Origin of the sequence: Streptomyces sp. NPDC051677 (genome assembly GCF_044453465.1) — a bacterium.
Taxonomy (GTDB): domain Bacteria; phylum Actinomycetota; class Actinomycetes; order Streptomycetales; family Streptomycetaceae; genus Streptomyces.
Map to the genome: position 1 here is coordinate 1 of NZ_JBITCT010000061.1, position 14066 is coordinate 14066.

The 14066-nt window shown below is 68.9% G+C and carries 15 protein-coding genes and 1 pseudogene; 7 read left to right on the forward strand and 9 right to left on the reverse strand.

Annotated elements, in window-relative coordinates; translation table 11 throughout:
* Nucleotides 1-151: 151 nt before the first annotated feature.
* On the reverse strand, nucleotides 152-376 hold the full coding sequence (locus tag ACIBAF_RS42645; RefSeq protein ID WP_384317389.1) for a DUF397 domain-containing protein: 225 nt from the start codon (nucleotides 374-376) through the stop codon (nucleotides 152-154).
* An 801-nt stretch (nucleotides 377-1177) separates the two neighbouring features.
* On the opposite strand from ACIBAF_RS42645, the gene ACIBAF_RS42650 reads away from it, so the two are divergent.
* Genes ACIBAF_RS42650 through ACIBAF_RS42660 form a run of 3 tightly spaced genes read left to right on the forward strand, consistent with a single transcriptional unit; the run spans nucleotide 1178 to nucleotide 2782 of the window.
* Nucleotides 1178-1432: a hypothetical protein gene (locus tag ACIBAF_RS42650; RefSeq protein ID WP_399471044.1), complete on the forward strand. Its 255-nt coding sequence runs from the start codon at nucleotides 1178-1180 to the stop codon at nucleotides 1430-1432.
* Nucleotides 1404-1919 (forward strand): DUF6879 family protein, encoded by a 516-nt coding sequence (locus ACIBAF_RS42655; RefSeq protein ID WP_399471046.1) that lies wholly within the window; start codon nucleotides 1404-1406, stop codon nucleotides 1917-1919. Before ACIBAF_RS42650 ends, ACIBAF_RS42655 begins: the two co-directional genes overlap by 29 nt.
* Nucleotides 1920-1933: 14 nt before the next feature.
* On the forward strand, nucleotides 1934-2782 hold the full coding sequence (locus ACIBAF_RS42660) for a helix-turn-helix domain-containing protein (protein WP_399471048.1): 849 nt from the start codon (nucleotides 1934-1936) through the stop codon (nucleotides 2780-2782).
* Nucleotides 2783-3051: 269 nt separating this feature from the next.
* Here the strand turns inward: ACIBAF_RS42660 and ACIBAF_RS42665 are convergent, their stop codons facing one another.
* Nucleotides 3052-3474 carry an ATP-binding protein gene (locus ACIBAF_RS42665; protein WP_399471049.1) on the reverse strand — a complete coding sequence of 141 codons (423 nt, stop codon included), beginning with the start codon at nucleotides 3472-3474 and terminating at the stop codon, nucleotides 3052-3054.
* Between the two features lie 259 nt (nucleotides 3475-3733).
* On the opposite strand from ACIBAF_RS42665, the gene ACIBAF_RS42670 reads away from it, so the two are divergent.
* Nucleotides 3734-4594 (forward strand): helix-turn-helix domain-containing protein, encoded by an 861-nt coding sequence (locus tag ACIBAF_RS42670; protein ID WP_399471051.1) that lies wholly within the window; start codon nucleotides 3734-3736, stop codon nucleotides 4592-4594.
* A gap of 2 nt (nucleotides 4595-4596) precedes the next feature.
* Nucleotides 4597-4803 carry a DUF397 domain-containing protein gene (locus ACIBAF_RS42675; protein ID WP_399471053.1) on the forward strand — a complete coding sequence of 69 codons (207 nt, stop codon included), beginning with the start codon at nucleotides 4597-4599 and terminating at the stop codon, nucleotides 4801-4803.
* Here ACIBAF_RS42675 and ACIBAF_RS42680 read toward each other — a convergent pair.
* The 4 genes and pseudogenes from ACIBAF_RS42680 to ACIBAF_RS42695 form a co-directional block, all read right to left on the reverse strand.
* Nucleotides 4796-5143 (reverse strand): hypothetical protein, encoded by a 348-nt coding sequence (locus ACIBAF_RS42680; RefSeq protein WP_399471109.1) that lies wholly within the window; start codon nucleotides 5141-5143, stop codon nucleotides 4796-4798. The two genes, ACIBAF_RS42675 and ACIBAF_RS42680, sit on opposite strands and share 8 nt — an antisense overlap.
* 60 nt (nucleotides 5144-5203) lie before the next feature.
* Nucleotides 5204-5425 (reverse strand): annotated as a pseudogene (locus ACIBAF_RS42685) (Scr1 family TA system antitoxin-like transcriptional regulator); the annotation flags it as partial.
* A 230-nt stretch (nucleotides 5426-5655) separates the two neighbouring features.
* Nucleotides 5656-6900 (reverse strand): M48 family metallopeptidase, encoded by a 1245-nt coding sequence (locus tag ACIBAF_RS42690; protein ID WP_399471054.1) that lies wholly within the window; start codon nucleotides 6898-6900, stop codon nucleotides 5656-5658.
* Between the two features lie 165 nt (nucleotides 6901-7065).
* Nucleotides 7066-7626 carry an acyl-CoA thioesterase gene (locus tag ACIBAF_RS42695; RefSeq protein ID WP_099936727.1) on the reverse strand — a complete coding sequence of 187 codons (561 nt, stop codon included), beginning with the start codon at nucleotides 7624-7626 and terminating at the stop codon, nucleotides 7066-7068.
* A gap of 120 nt (nucleotides 7627-7746) precedes the next feature.
* Between ACIBAF_RS42695 and ACIBAF_RS42700 the strand changes: the two genes are divergently transcribed.
* Complete coding sequence (locus tag ACIBAF_RS42700) at nucleotides 7747-9033, forward strand: LCP family protein (protein WP_399471056.1); 1287 nt, start codon at nucleotides 7747-7749, stop codon at nucleotides 9031-9033.
* Nucleotides 9034-9109: 76 nt separating this feature from the next.
* On the opposite strand, the gene ACIBAF_RS42705 is transcribed toward ACIBAF_RS42700, so the two are convergent.
* A complete protein-coding gene (locus ACIBAF_RS42705; protein WP_399471058.1) occupies nucleotides 9110-9472 on the reverse strand; it encodes a four-helix bundle copper-binding protein in 363 nt (120 codons plus the stop codon).
* A gap of 239 nt (nucleotides 9473-9711) precedes the next feature.
* A complete protein-coding gene (locus tag ACIBAF_RS42710) occupies nucleotides 9712-11181 on the reverse strand; it encodes an LCP family protein (RefSeq protein WP_399471060.1) in 1470 nt (489 codons plus the stop codon).
* 133 nt (nucleotides 11182-11314) lie between these two features.
* On the opposite strand from ACIBAF_RS42710, the gene ACIBAF_RS42715 reads away from it, so the two are divergent.
* The gene (locus ACIBAF_RS42715; protein WP_399471063.1) at nucleotides 11315-12358 is read left to right on the forward strand and encodes a glycosyltransferase family 2 protein; all 1044 of its coding nucleotides are present in this window, start codon (nucleotides 11315-11317) and stop codon (nucleotides 12356-12358) included.
* 46 nt (nucleotides 12359-12404) lie between these two features.
* Here ACIBAF_RS42715 and ACIBAF_RS42720 read toward each other — a convergent pair whose 3' ends face one another.
* Nucleotides 12405-14000 carry an LCP family protein gene (locus tag ACIBAF_RS42720; protein ID WP_399471065.1) on the reverse strand — a complete coding sequence of 532 codons (1596 nt, stop codon included), beginning with the start codon at nucleotides 13998-14000 and terminating at the stop codon, nucleotides 12405-12407.
* Nucleotides 14001-14066 lie beyond the last annotated feature (66 nt).

Consider the following 14066-nt stretch of genomic DNA (forward strand, 5'->3'; position numbering starts at 1 on the left):
AGTACTTTCTGGGGGCGGCCATGGTCGATGTTCCTCTCATGAGAACCATCTGACCCTCTGTCAACACACTCCGCATCTCGGGGGAACCTCAGACCGACCGGCCCCGGTCCTGTGGAGGGGTGGGCCGGGGCCGGTCGGAGAGGGCGGAGGATCAGACGTTCAGGCCGAACCGCGCCGGGTCGATCCCGGCCGCGTCCAGCTCCTCCGTGGTGAACCGCAGCGGCTGCGCGTCCGGCCGCTTGCTGTCACCGAGGGCCCAGGCGTCGTCTCCGATGCGGGCCAGGGTCACGCACCCCTCGGTGCAGGGGCCGCCGCACGCCTGGACGAACGAGGCCCCGTTGATGTCGAGCGCGTACAGATCGGTTCCGTTCTGCATCACTGCACCTTCCTGCTCAACTGATCGCGGCCATGACTGACCGCCGCCGCCCGATTCGGGGCGGGAGTTCAGGGATTCCACTGTTGGAGTGGGGCTCTACTCGGCTCGAACGACCATGGCGAACGATGTCCGAATGCGGCGGAAACTGGCGTGCCCGGACCGGCCGGTGTGGCTCATGCACTCCACGTCGACGGACGACGACTCGGTGGAAGGTGTCGCCTTCCACTTGCAGTGCAAGCACTCAGCTTCGAATGTCACATCCGTATCCGGGTGCTCGGTGATCCGGTGCATCACGTACCGCATGGCCGCTCTGATGCTCACAGCCCACCCCTACGGCTCCGCGCGTTGGCCTCAGCGACTCTGCTGTTCAGTCCCTCGGATGGGCCATTCGGCGGGAGCCTGTAGTCCGGGCACTTCGGGCTCCCGCACTCGCACCGAGGCCAGTGCAGGGCAGAACTGGGGGCCATATCTGCACCCTCGGGGCCAGGGGCGCTCTTCTGCACCATGAGCAGGCCGCTGACGTCGAATGCTCCGGACAGACGGGAGAGGAACTGTCGGGCCTCACTGCTGCCCAGATGATCAGCCGCTCCGGTGTCCTGCGCCCTCTCGCCCATCGCACCGCACCCTCCCGATCGATTCCGCGTCGATGTACCGACGGTAGGAAGCGGCGAGTGTCGGGCTCTACAAACTTGCATGGGCTTGCACAGCAATTCGGGTGGCCAGTAGGGCTATTGACGCTATTTCCACAGTTCAAGGAAGCTGATGCAAGCCCGAGCAAGCGCCTAGACCTGGGAGCCAGCCATGGCCGTAGAGTTCATTGGAATCGACCCTGACACCGACCGGGATCACTGCCCCACCGTGTGGGCGGACGCGGAGGCTCAGGAGATCTTGTTGCAGGGGTGGAAGCCGAGCGCCGAGACTCAGGCGGAGTGCGAGGCGAGCAGCCCCGCGAACGGCTCGGTACCCGACAGCGAGGCCATCGTGAGGATTCCGGCCCGGATGATCCCGATGATCAGGGAGGCGTGTGATGCCGTCGAGCGTGCCCAGCTTCGCTGAGCTGCTTGGCCAGTGCGAGCGGTCCGCCGTTCACCTGGAACTGCGTGACTACTACGCCCCGACGGACCGGTTTGAGGCGTGGAGGAGGGGCGAGCGGATCGATTGGGAGGACCGCGCGTCCTGGTGGCACTCCTACGATCAGTTGATCACGGACACCGTGGCCCGGGGCGTGGCGATCCGCCGGGCCCGGGTGGTTTCCGAGCCTGTATCGGACTACATCCGCTGGGAGCACTACGTCACCCGCGCCAACGTCACGGCGGGCGAGGAAGTGCGGTGGTTGCCACGGCGACGGGCTACGACTATCGCCATGCCGGGCAACGACTTCTGGCTCTTCGATGGCACCCTGCTCCGGGTGCATCACTTCTCAGGTGATGGAGTGGTGGTGGAAGACGAGATCACGGCGGACCCCGAAGCCGTGAAGCTGTGCTCCGCCGCCTTCGAAGCGGTCTGGGAGCGAGCGATCCCGCACGACCTGTACGAGATCTGACGAAAGCCAGCTCCATGCCCCCACACCCCTCCTCACGCGTTCAGAAGGCCCGCGAAGAGCTGGCTGGCCGTCTGCGTGAGATCCGGAAGGATGCGGGGATCAGCGGGCGGGAGCTGGCCGTCAGGTGCGGTTGGTCAGAGTCGAAGTCATCCCGGATCGAGAACGCCAAGACACCGCCCTCTGACGCGGATATCAAAGCGTGGTGCCGAGCCTGCGCGGCTGAGGACCACGCTCTTGATCTGATCGCTGCCAACAGACAGTCCGCAGATGCTCATGTGCAGTGGAGGCGACTCCAGCGGAGCGGTCTTCGTCGCCTGCAAGAGTCCACAGGTGATCTGTACCAACAAACAAAGATGTTCAGGGTCTACGTTTCCGACGTGATCCCCGGATTCCTCCAGACACCCGGGTACGCCGCTGCCCTGCTGTCGTCCATCGCCGACTTCCGGGGAACACCGGACGACGTGAGTGATGCTGTGGCAGCCCGCATGAGGCGCAACGCGGTGCTGAATAACGGCGCACGCCGGTTCTCCTTCGTACTGGAGGAGTCGGTCTTGCGGTACAGGCTGTGCACTGCGGAGACCATGGCTGCACAGCTTGGCCACCTGCTCGGGGTTATGGATCTCCAGAACGTTGCCGTGGGGCTCATCCCGTTCTCAGTGCAACGGACCGTGTGGCCCATGCCAACGTTCACGATCTTCGACGACAGCAGGGTGCACGCGGACTCCCTGGACGCTGCTGCCACCCTTACGCAGCCCAGCCAGGTCGAGTTGTACGCCCGAGCCTTTGACCGGCTCTCGCAGGTGGCCGCAAGGGGTGCAGCGGCACGTTCCCTGATAGCGGATGCGGTGGCCTCCCTCGCATGACAAGCGATGTCGGCGCACCACTCGGGAGTGATCATGGGGAAATGCTGGGGGAGTACCCCTTGAAGGGTGTGTTCGTACAGGTCAACGCCATATCACCTGTGAAGCGCCCAGATTTTATGAGGGCACGAACCAAGTCCAGCGCATAGTGATGGCGCGGAACCTGCCGTAGGGACCCCTGGGCCCCTTGGGACCTTTGGGACCCGTGGGCTGCTTTGACGCCGCTGTCGCCCCCGCCCGCACTGTCGTCGGGCGGGGGCGACGTGCGTCAGTCACAGCCGCAACTCAAACCAGGTGACCTTGCCCGCCCCTGACTCGACAGCACGACTGCCCCAGGCCCGCGCACACCGGCTGACGATCAACAGCCCCCGCCCGCCGTCCAGCTCGACACCGCCACCGTCACCGCCCGGACAGGGCAGCACGTCACTGCCGTCCCGCACGCTGACGTGGAGGCTGCCGTCCGCCCACCGCACACCGACGGTCGCGGGACCGCCGGCATGCCGGTACGCGTTCCCGCACAGTTCACTGGTCAGCAACTCGGCGGTGTCGACGAGGCCGGGCAGCGAGTGGCGCGTGAGGATCGAGCGGACCGTACTGCGCGCGACGCCGGAGCCGAGGGCGTGGTGGGGGAGGGTGAGGCGGTACTCCCAGGGGGCGTCGGGGCCGTCCGAGGGTGGGGCCGGAGGTTTGCTCATCGTCGAACTTCCTTCCATGGAGCGGAGATTGGGGTCCGCACCCGTTCGCGCGGTGGCGTCGTCGCCACCCGCATGGGGTGCGGTGGCGGTGATCTTCCGGGGTTCGTGAGGGGTGGGAGGAGTACGAGGGGGAGCGCTCTGTCTCCGACGGTAGTGACGGGCAGTCCGAAAGGTGCAGCGTTCCTCCTTGGAATGACTCCTTCTAGTGAAGCGCCCCGTTTCGGTGACAGGTTGCGTCGTGCACTGCTAGGACGTTCGTATGCCGCCACGCAAGAACCCGACCATCCGTCAGAAACGGCTCGGCGCCGAGCTGCGCAGGCTGCGCGAGGGCGCGGGCCTGTCGATCGACACAGCCGCCCAGGTTCTCGAGTGTGGCAAAGCGAAGATCAGCCGCATCGAAACGGGGCTGAACGGGATCCGCGCCGCCGAACTCAAGGCGCTCCTGCACGCCTACGACGTGGACGACGACGCCCTTGCCCAGGCGCTGGCCGACATGGCACGCGAGGGCCGGCGACGCAACTGGTGGAACCGCTACGGCGACGTGCTCAGCAGCGGGTTCGCCGATCTGATCGAGCTGGAGTCGAAGGCGCTCAGCCTGCACTCATGGGAGACGATCCTCATCCCCGGTCTGCTTCAGACGCCCGACTACATGAGGGTCCTCTTCCAGCGGGGCCGCCTTGAGATGCCCGAGCATGAGTTGGAGGAGCACGTGCGGGGCCGGATGCACCGCCAACAGATCCTGGGCCACCACGCCGACCAGCCGCCGGAGCTGTGGGTCGTTCTCTACGAGGCCGTGCTGAACGCCAAGTTCGGCGGCGCGGAGGTCATGCGGGACCAGCTCACCCACCTCGCGCACATGGCGCAGCAGGAGCACGTGACGGTTCAGGTGCTGCCCTACACCACCGAATCCCACCGAGGCGTGAACGGCCCCTTCGGGATCGTCGGACTGCCGGATCCCGAGACGGACGTGGTGCGAACGGAGACCGCAGTGTCCACCCTCTACGTGGAGGACGACGTTCAAGTCGCGGCATATAAGCTTATGTTCGACCAGCTGAGGGCTGCAGCCCTCAGCCCGGGACCGTCGCTGAACCTCATCCGGAGTCTGGCTCAGCGGCTGTGAGCGTGAGCGAGGTGCCCGTGCGGGAAATCCAGTGGCAGAAGTCCAGCTTCTCCGGCGACGACGCGAACCGCGACTGCCTGGAACTCGCCGCAGCCTCCGGCGGGAAGTCGCTCCTGCTGCGCGAGTCCGACGAACCGAGCACCGTACTCCAGGTCGCCCCCGCATCCCTGAACTCCCTGCTGGACACCTGCAAGGCGTCGGCTACCTGAGCGGACATGCCGCCCGTTCGGGCGAGCAGGTCACGACGGCCAGGGACAGATACGAGGGGTGTTCCAGATAGAACCCGAGTGACACATCCCCGCCCCATGCCAGCCGCTCCGCCGCAGACTCGACAAGCCCCGCCAGTCGGCCGACGTCCCGCTCCGCCTCCATCGGTTCGTCCCAAGTTCCCCGCACCAGCGTGCGAGGCTTGATCAGCCAGTACGCCGTCTCGATCGGCGGCAGATCTACGACCCGGAATTCCGCACCCACCTCCCGGTATCGCTGGACCCGTTCAGGCCTGCCGCCGGCCGGCGGCGGCTCGGGATGCGGCGGACGCCGCAACGCCATGAACCGAAGCTGCCGCCCCGGCTCGTACCGAATGTGCTGCCTTGCCAGCCTCGCCCCGATGGCCCGTGACAGTTGTTCCTCGCTGAGTTGCTTCCGACCGAAGACCGCCTGCACGTATTCGGGCGTCTGCAAGAGGCCGGGGACGAGGGAGGACTGAAAGAGCCGCAGCAGTCTGGTCCGGGCCTCGATCGCCTGAATCTGCTGCTGTTTCCGGTGGTATCGGAGCCGTCGGTACAGTCGCCACGCCGTCGTCTCGGTTGCCGCCGCCCGGGCGACCGACATGTACTCGGTCTTCACCGCGTCGGAGACGCCTATGGCGGTGAGGATCTGCTCCACGTCGACGACACCTGGCAGCCTCCTCTAAATCAACTTCCGTCGGGTCTACGGCTCATCGTCCCGGCCCCTCCCGAACTCCCGGCAAGAGCCTGCGGTTTCCGCTTCCGGAAATCGTCAAGTTGCCTGTAGGCGCTCGGTGAACGGCACGGCTTGGATCAGTGCGACGTGTCTTCACTTCAGGCGCGGTGGGACGGTCCGTCCCGGATGATCCGTTGGCCCGTCAGGCGGCGTGCTCCGGCGAGTTCCACAGCGATGTGCCGTTCCCGTTCGTCGCCCGTCACCACGGCCGCGGGCTCGGGGGCGTGGGCGAGCAGGCCTGCCCGCCTGAGATGGGTCGGCGGGTGGGTGGCGTCCACGCTGTGCCCGCGCAGGGCACCGACCCGCCGCTGACGTTCGTACTCGGACTCGGGGATGGATGCCATGTGCGCGGCGAGCCGCTCCCAGAGTTCGTCCGCGTGGCCCTCGGTCGTCCGGGAGCCGCGCAGCCCGGTCAGCGCGGCCCGGTTCGCCTCGCGGAGCAGGACGCCGTAGGCCGAGTCCGCGACCAGGAGGCGGTCGAGGAGCCCAGCGGCCGCTTCGGTGGAGCCTGCCCGGGCGGCCACCCGGTCGGCGAGGTACTCGGCACGTTGGGCGCTGCGCAGCGTCAGCAGGTCGAGCGGGAGCAGGACGCACGTGACGAGCGAGCGGGGGAAGAAGAGGAGCAGGTTGATGAGGAATTCCATGGGCGAGGAAGGGTCCGCGTCGGGCGCGAAGTAGTGCCACCAGGTGGTCAGCGAGGCGTAGGCGCTCTCCAGGACCAGATGGTGGCGCACGTCGCCGTTGCCGTAGTGGCCGAGTTCGTGACCCAGCAGGGCGACCCGCTGCTGCGGGGTGAGGATCTCCCAGAGCGGTAGCCCCAGTACCAGCATGCGACGCCCGCGCAGACCGTACGTCAGGACGCCCGCGTTGACGGTGTCGTCGGCCACGACGGCGTCCACGCCCCGGGTGCCGACCACCTCGGCGACCTCGTCGACCAACGCGAACAGGGCAGGAGCGTCGGCGCGGTACAACACCGGCACGTTGTCGGGGAGCCGGGGCAGCCGGGGCCTGAGAGGCCAGGTCAGCAGCACCAGCAACAAGCCGGGCAGCATCAGCCAGCCGCCCCAACCGCGGACGATGCACCAGATCCCGCCGGCCGCCAGCGCCACCGTCACGCCGTGCACGGCCAGCGCGATCAGCGCGGCGACGAGGGCCGAAGCGTCCCGGCGCGCGCGCAGCACCCCGCCGGACGCGACCTCGGCGAGCAGCCTCTCGCCGTGCCTGCGGGCCAGCGCGCGGCGCATCCGTTCGAGCCGCCGCGGCCTCTCCTGCGGCCCTGCCGGGTCGACGTTCCAGTCGCAGTCGGCGCACCAGACGGTGAACCGGTCGTCCCCACGGATCACGGCCCCGCATTGAGGGCACGTCTGGCTCGTTTCCTGCATGTCGACGCTCATCGACGCGTGCTCCCCTCCCACGGCCCCTCCCCAGAGACCGCCTGTTCATGACAGGAGGAAGGTGATCATATGGCCGCGCGCGGGTAAAGCCTGAGTCCCCGATGCGGGATGGACTCAGTCCTCCAAGCCCTCCGCCACCCGCCGCTCCCGCAGTTCCCTGATCGCCCGGCGGCGGGCCAGGCGGTGGGTGCGGCGGATCTGGGCCTCCTGGTAGCGGCGTTCGTCGCGTTCCGTCTCCGGGAGGACCGGGGGGACCGCGCGGGGCTTGCCGTCGGCGTCGACGGCGGCGAAGACCAGGTAGGCGGAGCCGACCTGGGTGGCCGGGGCGGACTCGTTCCAGCGTTCGGCCAGGACGCGGACGCCGACCTCCATCGACGTCCGGCCGGTCCAGTTGACCTGGGCCTTCACATGGACGAGGTCGCCGACGCGGACCGGCTCCAGGAACGCCATCTCGTCCATGGACGCGGTGACGGCGGGCCCGCCGGAGTGCCGTCCGGCCACGGCGCCCGCCGCGTCGTCGACGAGCTTCATGATCACACCGCCGTGCACCGTGCCCAGCAGGTTGGTGTCGGCGTGGGTCATGATGTGGCTGAGGGTGGTGCGGGACGCTGACGTGGGCTTGCCCGGGATGTCCGGGGTGCTGCCCGAGTCCGCCGCGGTGACCTGGTCTGTCATGTCCTCCACCTTATGCCGAGGGGGACAACCCGGGATTTTGTGTCAGCTTGGCAACAGCGGGGCCCTGATTCTCCGACGGCCCTTGTACGGCACACAGCCCTGCCCTGCACACTGGTCCGCATGAACGATTGGCCCGAGGGATGGTCCGACAACGACCGCGGCAACCGGTACGGAAGCGGCAGCGCGAGCGCACAGCCCGAGAGCGCGCGCGTCATGCGGCAGGTCCGCCGCGGCCCGGCCGCCCCGCCGCAAGGCCCCGGCGTCCCGCCGCAGCCGTCGTACGTCAACGGTCAGGGATACGGCGACTACACCGACGCGCGGGGGTCCGGGTACGACAGCGGCTACAACACGGGCCAGGTCTACGGCGGCGGCGACCCCGGCGGCCCGGACGGGCCCGGCGGCACGGCCACCCGGGGTCCGCGGCCCGCGCCGAACTGGCGACGCCGTATCAAGTGGACCGCGATCACCGTCGTGACCGTGCTGGTCGTGACGTCGGCCGCCACCTATTTCTGGGCCGACTCCAAGCTGCGCCGCGAGGTCGACCTGTCCAAGGTCATCGACCGGCCGGAAGGGGGCGACGGCACCAACTACCTCATCGTCGGCTCCGACAGCCGTGAGGGCATGTCCGCCGAGGAGAAGAAGGAGCTGCACACCGGCTCCGCCGAGGGCAAGCGCACCGACTCGATGATGATCCTGCACGTCGGCTCCAACGGCGACACCCTGGTCTCGCTGCCCCGTGACTCGGACGTGGAGATCCCGACGTTCGTCGGCTCCGAGTCCGGCAAGACGTACAAGGGCACCGGCCGGCACGTGAAGCTGAACGCCGCGTACGCGATGGACGGCCCGGAGCTGCTGGTGCGCACCGTCGAGTTCAACACCGGCTTGCGCATCGACCACTACGTCGAGATCGGCTTCGCCGGCTTCGCGAAGATCGTGGACGCGGTCGGCGGCGTCGAGATCACCATCGACAAGGCGTTCAAGGACAAGTACTCGGGCGCCGACTTCCAGGCCGGCAAGCAGAAGCTGAACGGTGAGGAGGCGCTCGCCTTCGTCCGTACCCGGCACGCGTTCGCCGCGTCCGACCTGGAGCGTACGAAGAACCAGCAGAAGTTCCTCGCGGCCCTGGCCCACGAGGTGGCGACCCCGTCGACGGTCATGAACCCCTTCAAGCTGTACCCGACGCTGGGCGCGGGCCTGGACTCCCTGATCGTCGACAAGGACATGGGCCTGTACGACCTGGGATCGATGTTCTTCGCGATGAAGGGCGTCAACGGCGGCGACGGCACCTCGATGAACATGCCGATCTCCGGCTCCACCGGCGGCAACCTCGTCTGGGACAAGGCGAAGGTGAAGCAGCTGGTGAACGAGCTGAACAACGACGAGAAGGTCACCGTCTCGGGCAACTGAGCCGACGACGGACCGGCCTGGGAACGGGCCTGCTCAGGGGCGCCCACGAAGGGCGCCCCTGAGTTCGTTCAGACGCTCACATCCGGGCGCCCGACATCGCGCGGCACATCTCGGCGCAGCGGCGACAGGACTCGGCGCAGCGCATCATCTGCGGATCGTCCGGCATGGCCATACACGCTTCGACGCACATGTCGCACGCCTTGGCGCACAGCGCGCACATCTCGGCCGCCATGGGCGAGCGCCGCATCGTCATGTCGGCGCACATGCGGGTCATCTCGGAGCAGTCCATGAGCGCACGCATGATCTGCATCTGGGCCTGGCCGCCCATCTGCATGCAGGAGCTCATGGTCTCCTCGCACACGGTGTGGCAGGACATGCACGCCTCGACGCAGTCCTGCATCGGCTTGCTCATGGCGGTCATGGTTCCGGGCTGGGTCATGGCTCCTCCTGGGGGGTGAGGGGGCCCGGGCGGGCCCGCGCGTGCGTTTCCGTCCTACGCCCTTCAGGTCCCCCACGCCATTGGGCGGACGACGCCGATCCGCACCGGTTCGCACCAGAAACGCACATTCCCCCTGGCGTCTCACCGGCGTTCCGCCGGCGCCTCATCGACAGATCACGGGCAGCGCCGCAGGTCCATCAGGGTTACGGCCCGCCCCTTCGCCCCCTACGGCACACCCCTCAGGAACACCCCACCTCGTCGCCCCGAACCACCCCGAACGCCGCCTTCTCCACGTCTTCGTCCCCCCGTACCTTCCGTACGCCCCGGAAGTCCGCGCCCGCGATCACCTTCAGGGTCGGGCCGAGGCCGGGGACGGCGCGCAGTTCGCTGCCCGGCAGGGCCGACGCGAGGGACTTCGCGGAGCGGTCCCAGCGGGGGTCGTAGGCGACGACCGTGCGGCGGGCGGCGGGCGCGGTCGCGCTGACCGGGCGCCGGGTCGTGCGGAAGCCCGTCGCCGCCAGGGCCGTGTCCACGCGCTTGCCGAGCCCCGCCGTGCGGGTGCCGTTCTCGACCTGGACCCGGATCTGCTGCGGGGCCACGTCCACGCGCGTGACCCGGCGGTCGAGATGCCGGACGGCGAGGGGCTCGTCGTCGCGCAGGGACGCGAAGAGGCGCCGCGACTTCACCGGGTCCCACTTCAGCGTCGAGCCGATGCCCTTCACGACGTATCCCATCCGGCCGATGGGGACGGTGGTGAACTCGGAGGAGGAAGGGGAGAAGGTGCGCATCGCCCGGCCGAGGTCCAGGAGTTCGTCCGCGCCGAAGCCGCGGTCGGCGCGGACCGAGCCGAGGACGGCCCGGGTGACGTCGCGGAACTTCAGCGGGTTCAGCAGGATCCCGGAGGAGGTCGCCCGGTCCACCAGGGCCGCCAGGAAGCGCTGCTGGCGTTTCATCCTGCCCAGGTCGGAGGTGGCGTCCGCGTGCCGGGAGCGGACGTACTGCAGGGCTTCGCCGCCCAGCAGCGTGTGCGTGCCCGGCGCGAGGTCGAGGCCCGTGTACGAGTCCTTCAGGGGTGTGGCCGTGCAGATCTCCACACCGCCGAGCACGTCGACCGTCTTCATGAAGCTGACGAAGTCGACCTCCAGGTAGTGGTCGATCTTCACGTGGGTCATGTGCTCGACGGTGCGCACGGTGAGCTGCGGGCCGCCCTCCGCGTACGCCGCGTTGAGCTTGATCGGGTGGCCGTGGTGCTCCTTGCCGGTGACCTGGTCGGTGTGCGGGGGCGTCTCGGCGTAGGAGTCGCGCGGGAGGCTGACGACGCTGGCCCGCTCCCGGTCCGCCGAGATGTGCACGATCATGATCGTGTCGGTGCAGCGGCAGGGCGCCCCGCCCAGGCGGTAGCGGCGCCGCTCGGCCGGGGTGATCCGGTCGCGGCCGTCGGTGCCGACCAGCAGGACGTTCATGCCGTGACCGGCCCGAGGACGGTTCTTCATGTCCTTGAACGGGTCTACCCGGGCGATGTCCGCGTCGATGCTGCTGATCACCGAGTGGCCGATCCCGGCGGCGGCGAGCAGCACCACCGAGAGCGTCGTCGCCGCCCGCATGGCCCAGCGCGGACGACGACTGCGCCGGGCGGGCCGGACGGGCGAACGCGGCGCGTGGCGCTGCGGGTGGGGGCGGCGCGGGGACCGGGGCGAAGGGGTGGGCATACGGGGGCACCTCCGGGCGGCGGCGGTGGGCGGGGGAAGCCGTGAGAACCGTAGGCCCATACGATCTGCCGACCGGTGCAGCGCACCCGGCGGGGCGGGCCGTGTCCCCCGTTCGCGGTAACGTGAGCCCCCTATGAACGCCAATCCCGACGTGCAGCTCCCCGCCGTTTCCGTCATCATGCCCGTCCTCGACGAGGAGCGGCATCTGCGCGGAGCCGTCCAAGCGATCCTCGCGCAGGAGTACGCCGGCGAGATGGAGGTCGTGATCGCCATCGGTCCGTCCAAGGACCGCACGGACGAGATCGCGGCCCAGCTCGTGGCAGAAGACCCGCGCGTGCACACCGTCCCGAACCCGACCGGTCGGACGCCGGCCGCCCTCAACGCCGCGATCAAGGCCTCCCGCCATCCGATCGTCGTCCGCGTCGACGGGCACGGCATGCTCTCGCCGAACTACATCGCCACCGCCGTACGGCTCCTTGAGGAGACCGGCGCGCAGAACGTCGGCGGCCTCATGCACGCCGAGGGCGAGAACGACTGGGAGCACGCGGTCGCCGCCGCCATGACCTCGAAGATCGGGGTCGGCAACGCCGCCTTCCACACGGGAGGGCAGGCCGGGCCCGCCGAGACGGTGTACCTCGGGGTGTTCCGGCGCGAGGCGCTGGAGCAACAGGGCGGCTACAACGAGGAGTTCATCCGCGCCCAGGACTGGGAGCTGAACTTCCGCATCCGCGAGGCGGGCGGCCTGATCTGGTTCTCGCCCGAGCTGAAGGTGTCCTACCGGCCGCGGCCCAGCGCGCGGGCGCTCGCCAAGCAGTACAAGGACTACGGCCGGTGGCGGCACGTCGTCGCCCGCTACCACGAGGGCTCCATCAACCTGCGCTACCTCGCCCCGCCGACCGCGGTGTGCGCGATAGCGGCCGGGATCCTGGTCGGCGCCGTGCTCACCCCGCTGGGCTTCCTGATCCCCGGCGGCTACCTCGCGGCGATCGTCGCCGGGTCGCTGCCGGCCGGCAAGAGGCTGCCGGCGAAGGCGCGGCTGCAGATCCCCGTCGCCCTCGCCACCATGCACATGTCGTGGGGTTTCGGCTTCCTGACCAGCCCGAAGGCGCTGGCCAGGAAGGTCATCGCGTCACGACGCCCCGCGGTCCTCAGCGACACGCACAGCGACACCCACTGACTGGAGACGGCGCCGTGAGGCGCCGTCACAGTCCGCCGGACCCGGGCTACCAGGTGTAGTTCGGGTCCACGTGCATGCACTGGCTGGTGTCGGAGGCGTTCATCGCCCCGGCCGAGACGGGCGTCTTGTCGTTCTTCACCGGCGCCTTGAACGTCGTCCCCGACCGCCAGTCCGCGCCCACGATGAGCGTGACCCCGGAGACCTCGGTGGACTTCTTCACCTGGCTCACCGGGATGCCGAGGGCCTTCGCGACCGCCTGGGCGTCGCCCTGCAGGTCGGCGCTCGGGTACCGGACGACCGTCTTCACGAACGCCGTGGCCGCCGAGGTGTCCGCGACGGCCTCGGTGAAGCCCTTGCCCGTCAGCACCTGCGTCACCTCGGAGGCGCGTCCGCGGACCGCGCCCAGCTCGTCGGTGCGCGTGCCGTTGTGGACCTGCACCGCGATCTTGTCGTTCGGGGCGGCCGGGTCCGCGGGCGCCGTCGGCGACGGGCTCGCCGTGACCTTCTTGGCGTCCTTGCCGTCCAGGGCGATGTCCTCGCGCACCAGGCGGAACAGCTGCTTGGCGTCCTCCGTGGGCACCACCCGCTCGCCCTGGTAGCGGTTCGGCATCGTCGTCATCGTGATGCGGTCGGTGGGCACCTTCTGCAGCTCGCCCGCCAGGTCGTACATCTTCGTGATGGTGTCCAGGCCGTCGTCGACGGTGATCGCCTTCGTCGCCGCCTCGGCGAGCTTGCGCAGCTTGTTGGGGTTGGTCAGCTTGGCGTTGGCGCGCAGCTCGCGGACCATCGAGTTCATGTACATGTGCTGCGCCTTGGCGCGCGCGAGGTCGGTGTCGTCCTCGAAGCCGTAGCGGGTGCGCAGCCACTGCAGGGCCTGCTCGCCCTTGATGGGGCGCGTGCCCTCCTTCAGCTTCAGACCGGAGCCCTTGCCGGTGCTGGTGTGCGAGTAGACGTTGGCGTCCACGCAGACCGGGACGCCGCCTATCGCGTCCGCCATGGAGACGACGCCCGAGAAGTCGATCATCATGAAGTGGTCGATGTGGATGTCGGTGAGCTTCTCCCACGTGGCCACCGTGCAGCCCGGCCCGCCACGGCTGAGCGACGCGTTCGTCATCTCGTTGGTCAGCGCCTTGTACGTGGTCCCGTCGTCGGGGTTCGTGCACTTGGGGATGGACAGCAGGGTGTCGCGCGGCATGCTCACCACCGACATGTTGCTGCGGTCCGCCGACACGTGCAGCAGCATCTGGACGTCCGCGAGCGGCGGGCCGCCGAAGTCGTACTTGGCGCCGCCGAGCTTCTGGTTCGCCGCGGTGTCACGGGCGTCCGAGCCGATCAGCAGGATGTTCAACGCCGTCTGGCCGGCCGAGTTGGCCTTGGTGTCGGCCGCCCGGTCCTTGGCGTCGCCGATGTTCAGGTCGTCGTGCTTGATGTTCGCGTTGAGGTGCTCGTAGTAGAGGTATCCGGCCCCCGCGCCGCCGAGTATCACCACCGCGAGCACCGTCGCCGACCAGCGCAACGCGCGTCGACCCCGGCCCTTGCGCGCCGGCCCATGGCCGTTGCCCCCGCCCCTGCGCCCGCCGCCGTGTCTGCCGCTCTTCTCGGATGCGTCCTGGTCCTGCTGCTCCTGGGCGGTCAAGGACATCGTGTCCTCGACCGCGGGAACCTCACCTCGCACCCCACTGCTCCCCGCCAATTCCCCTGCCCCTCC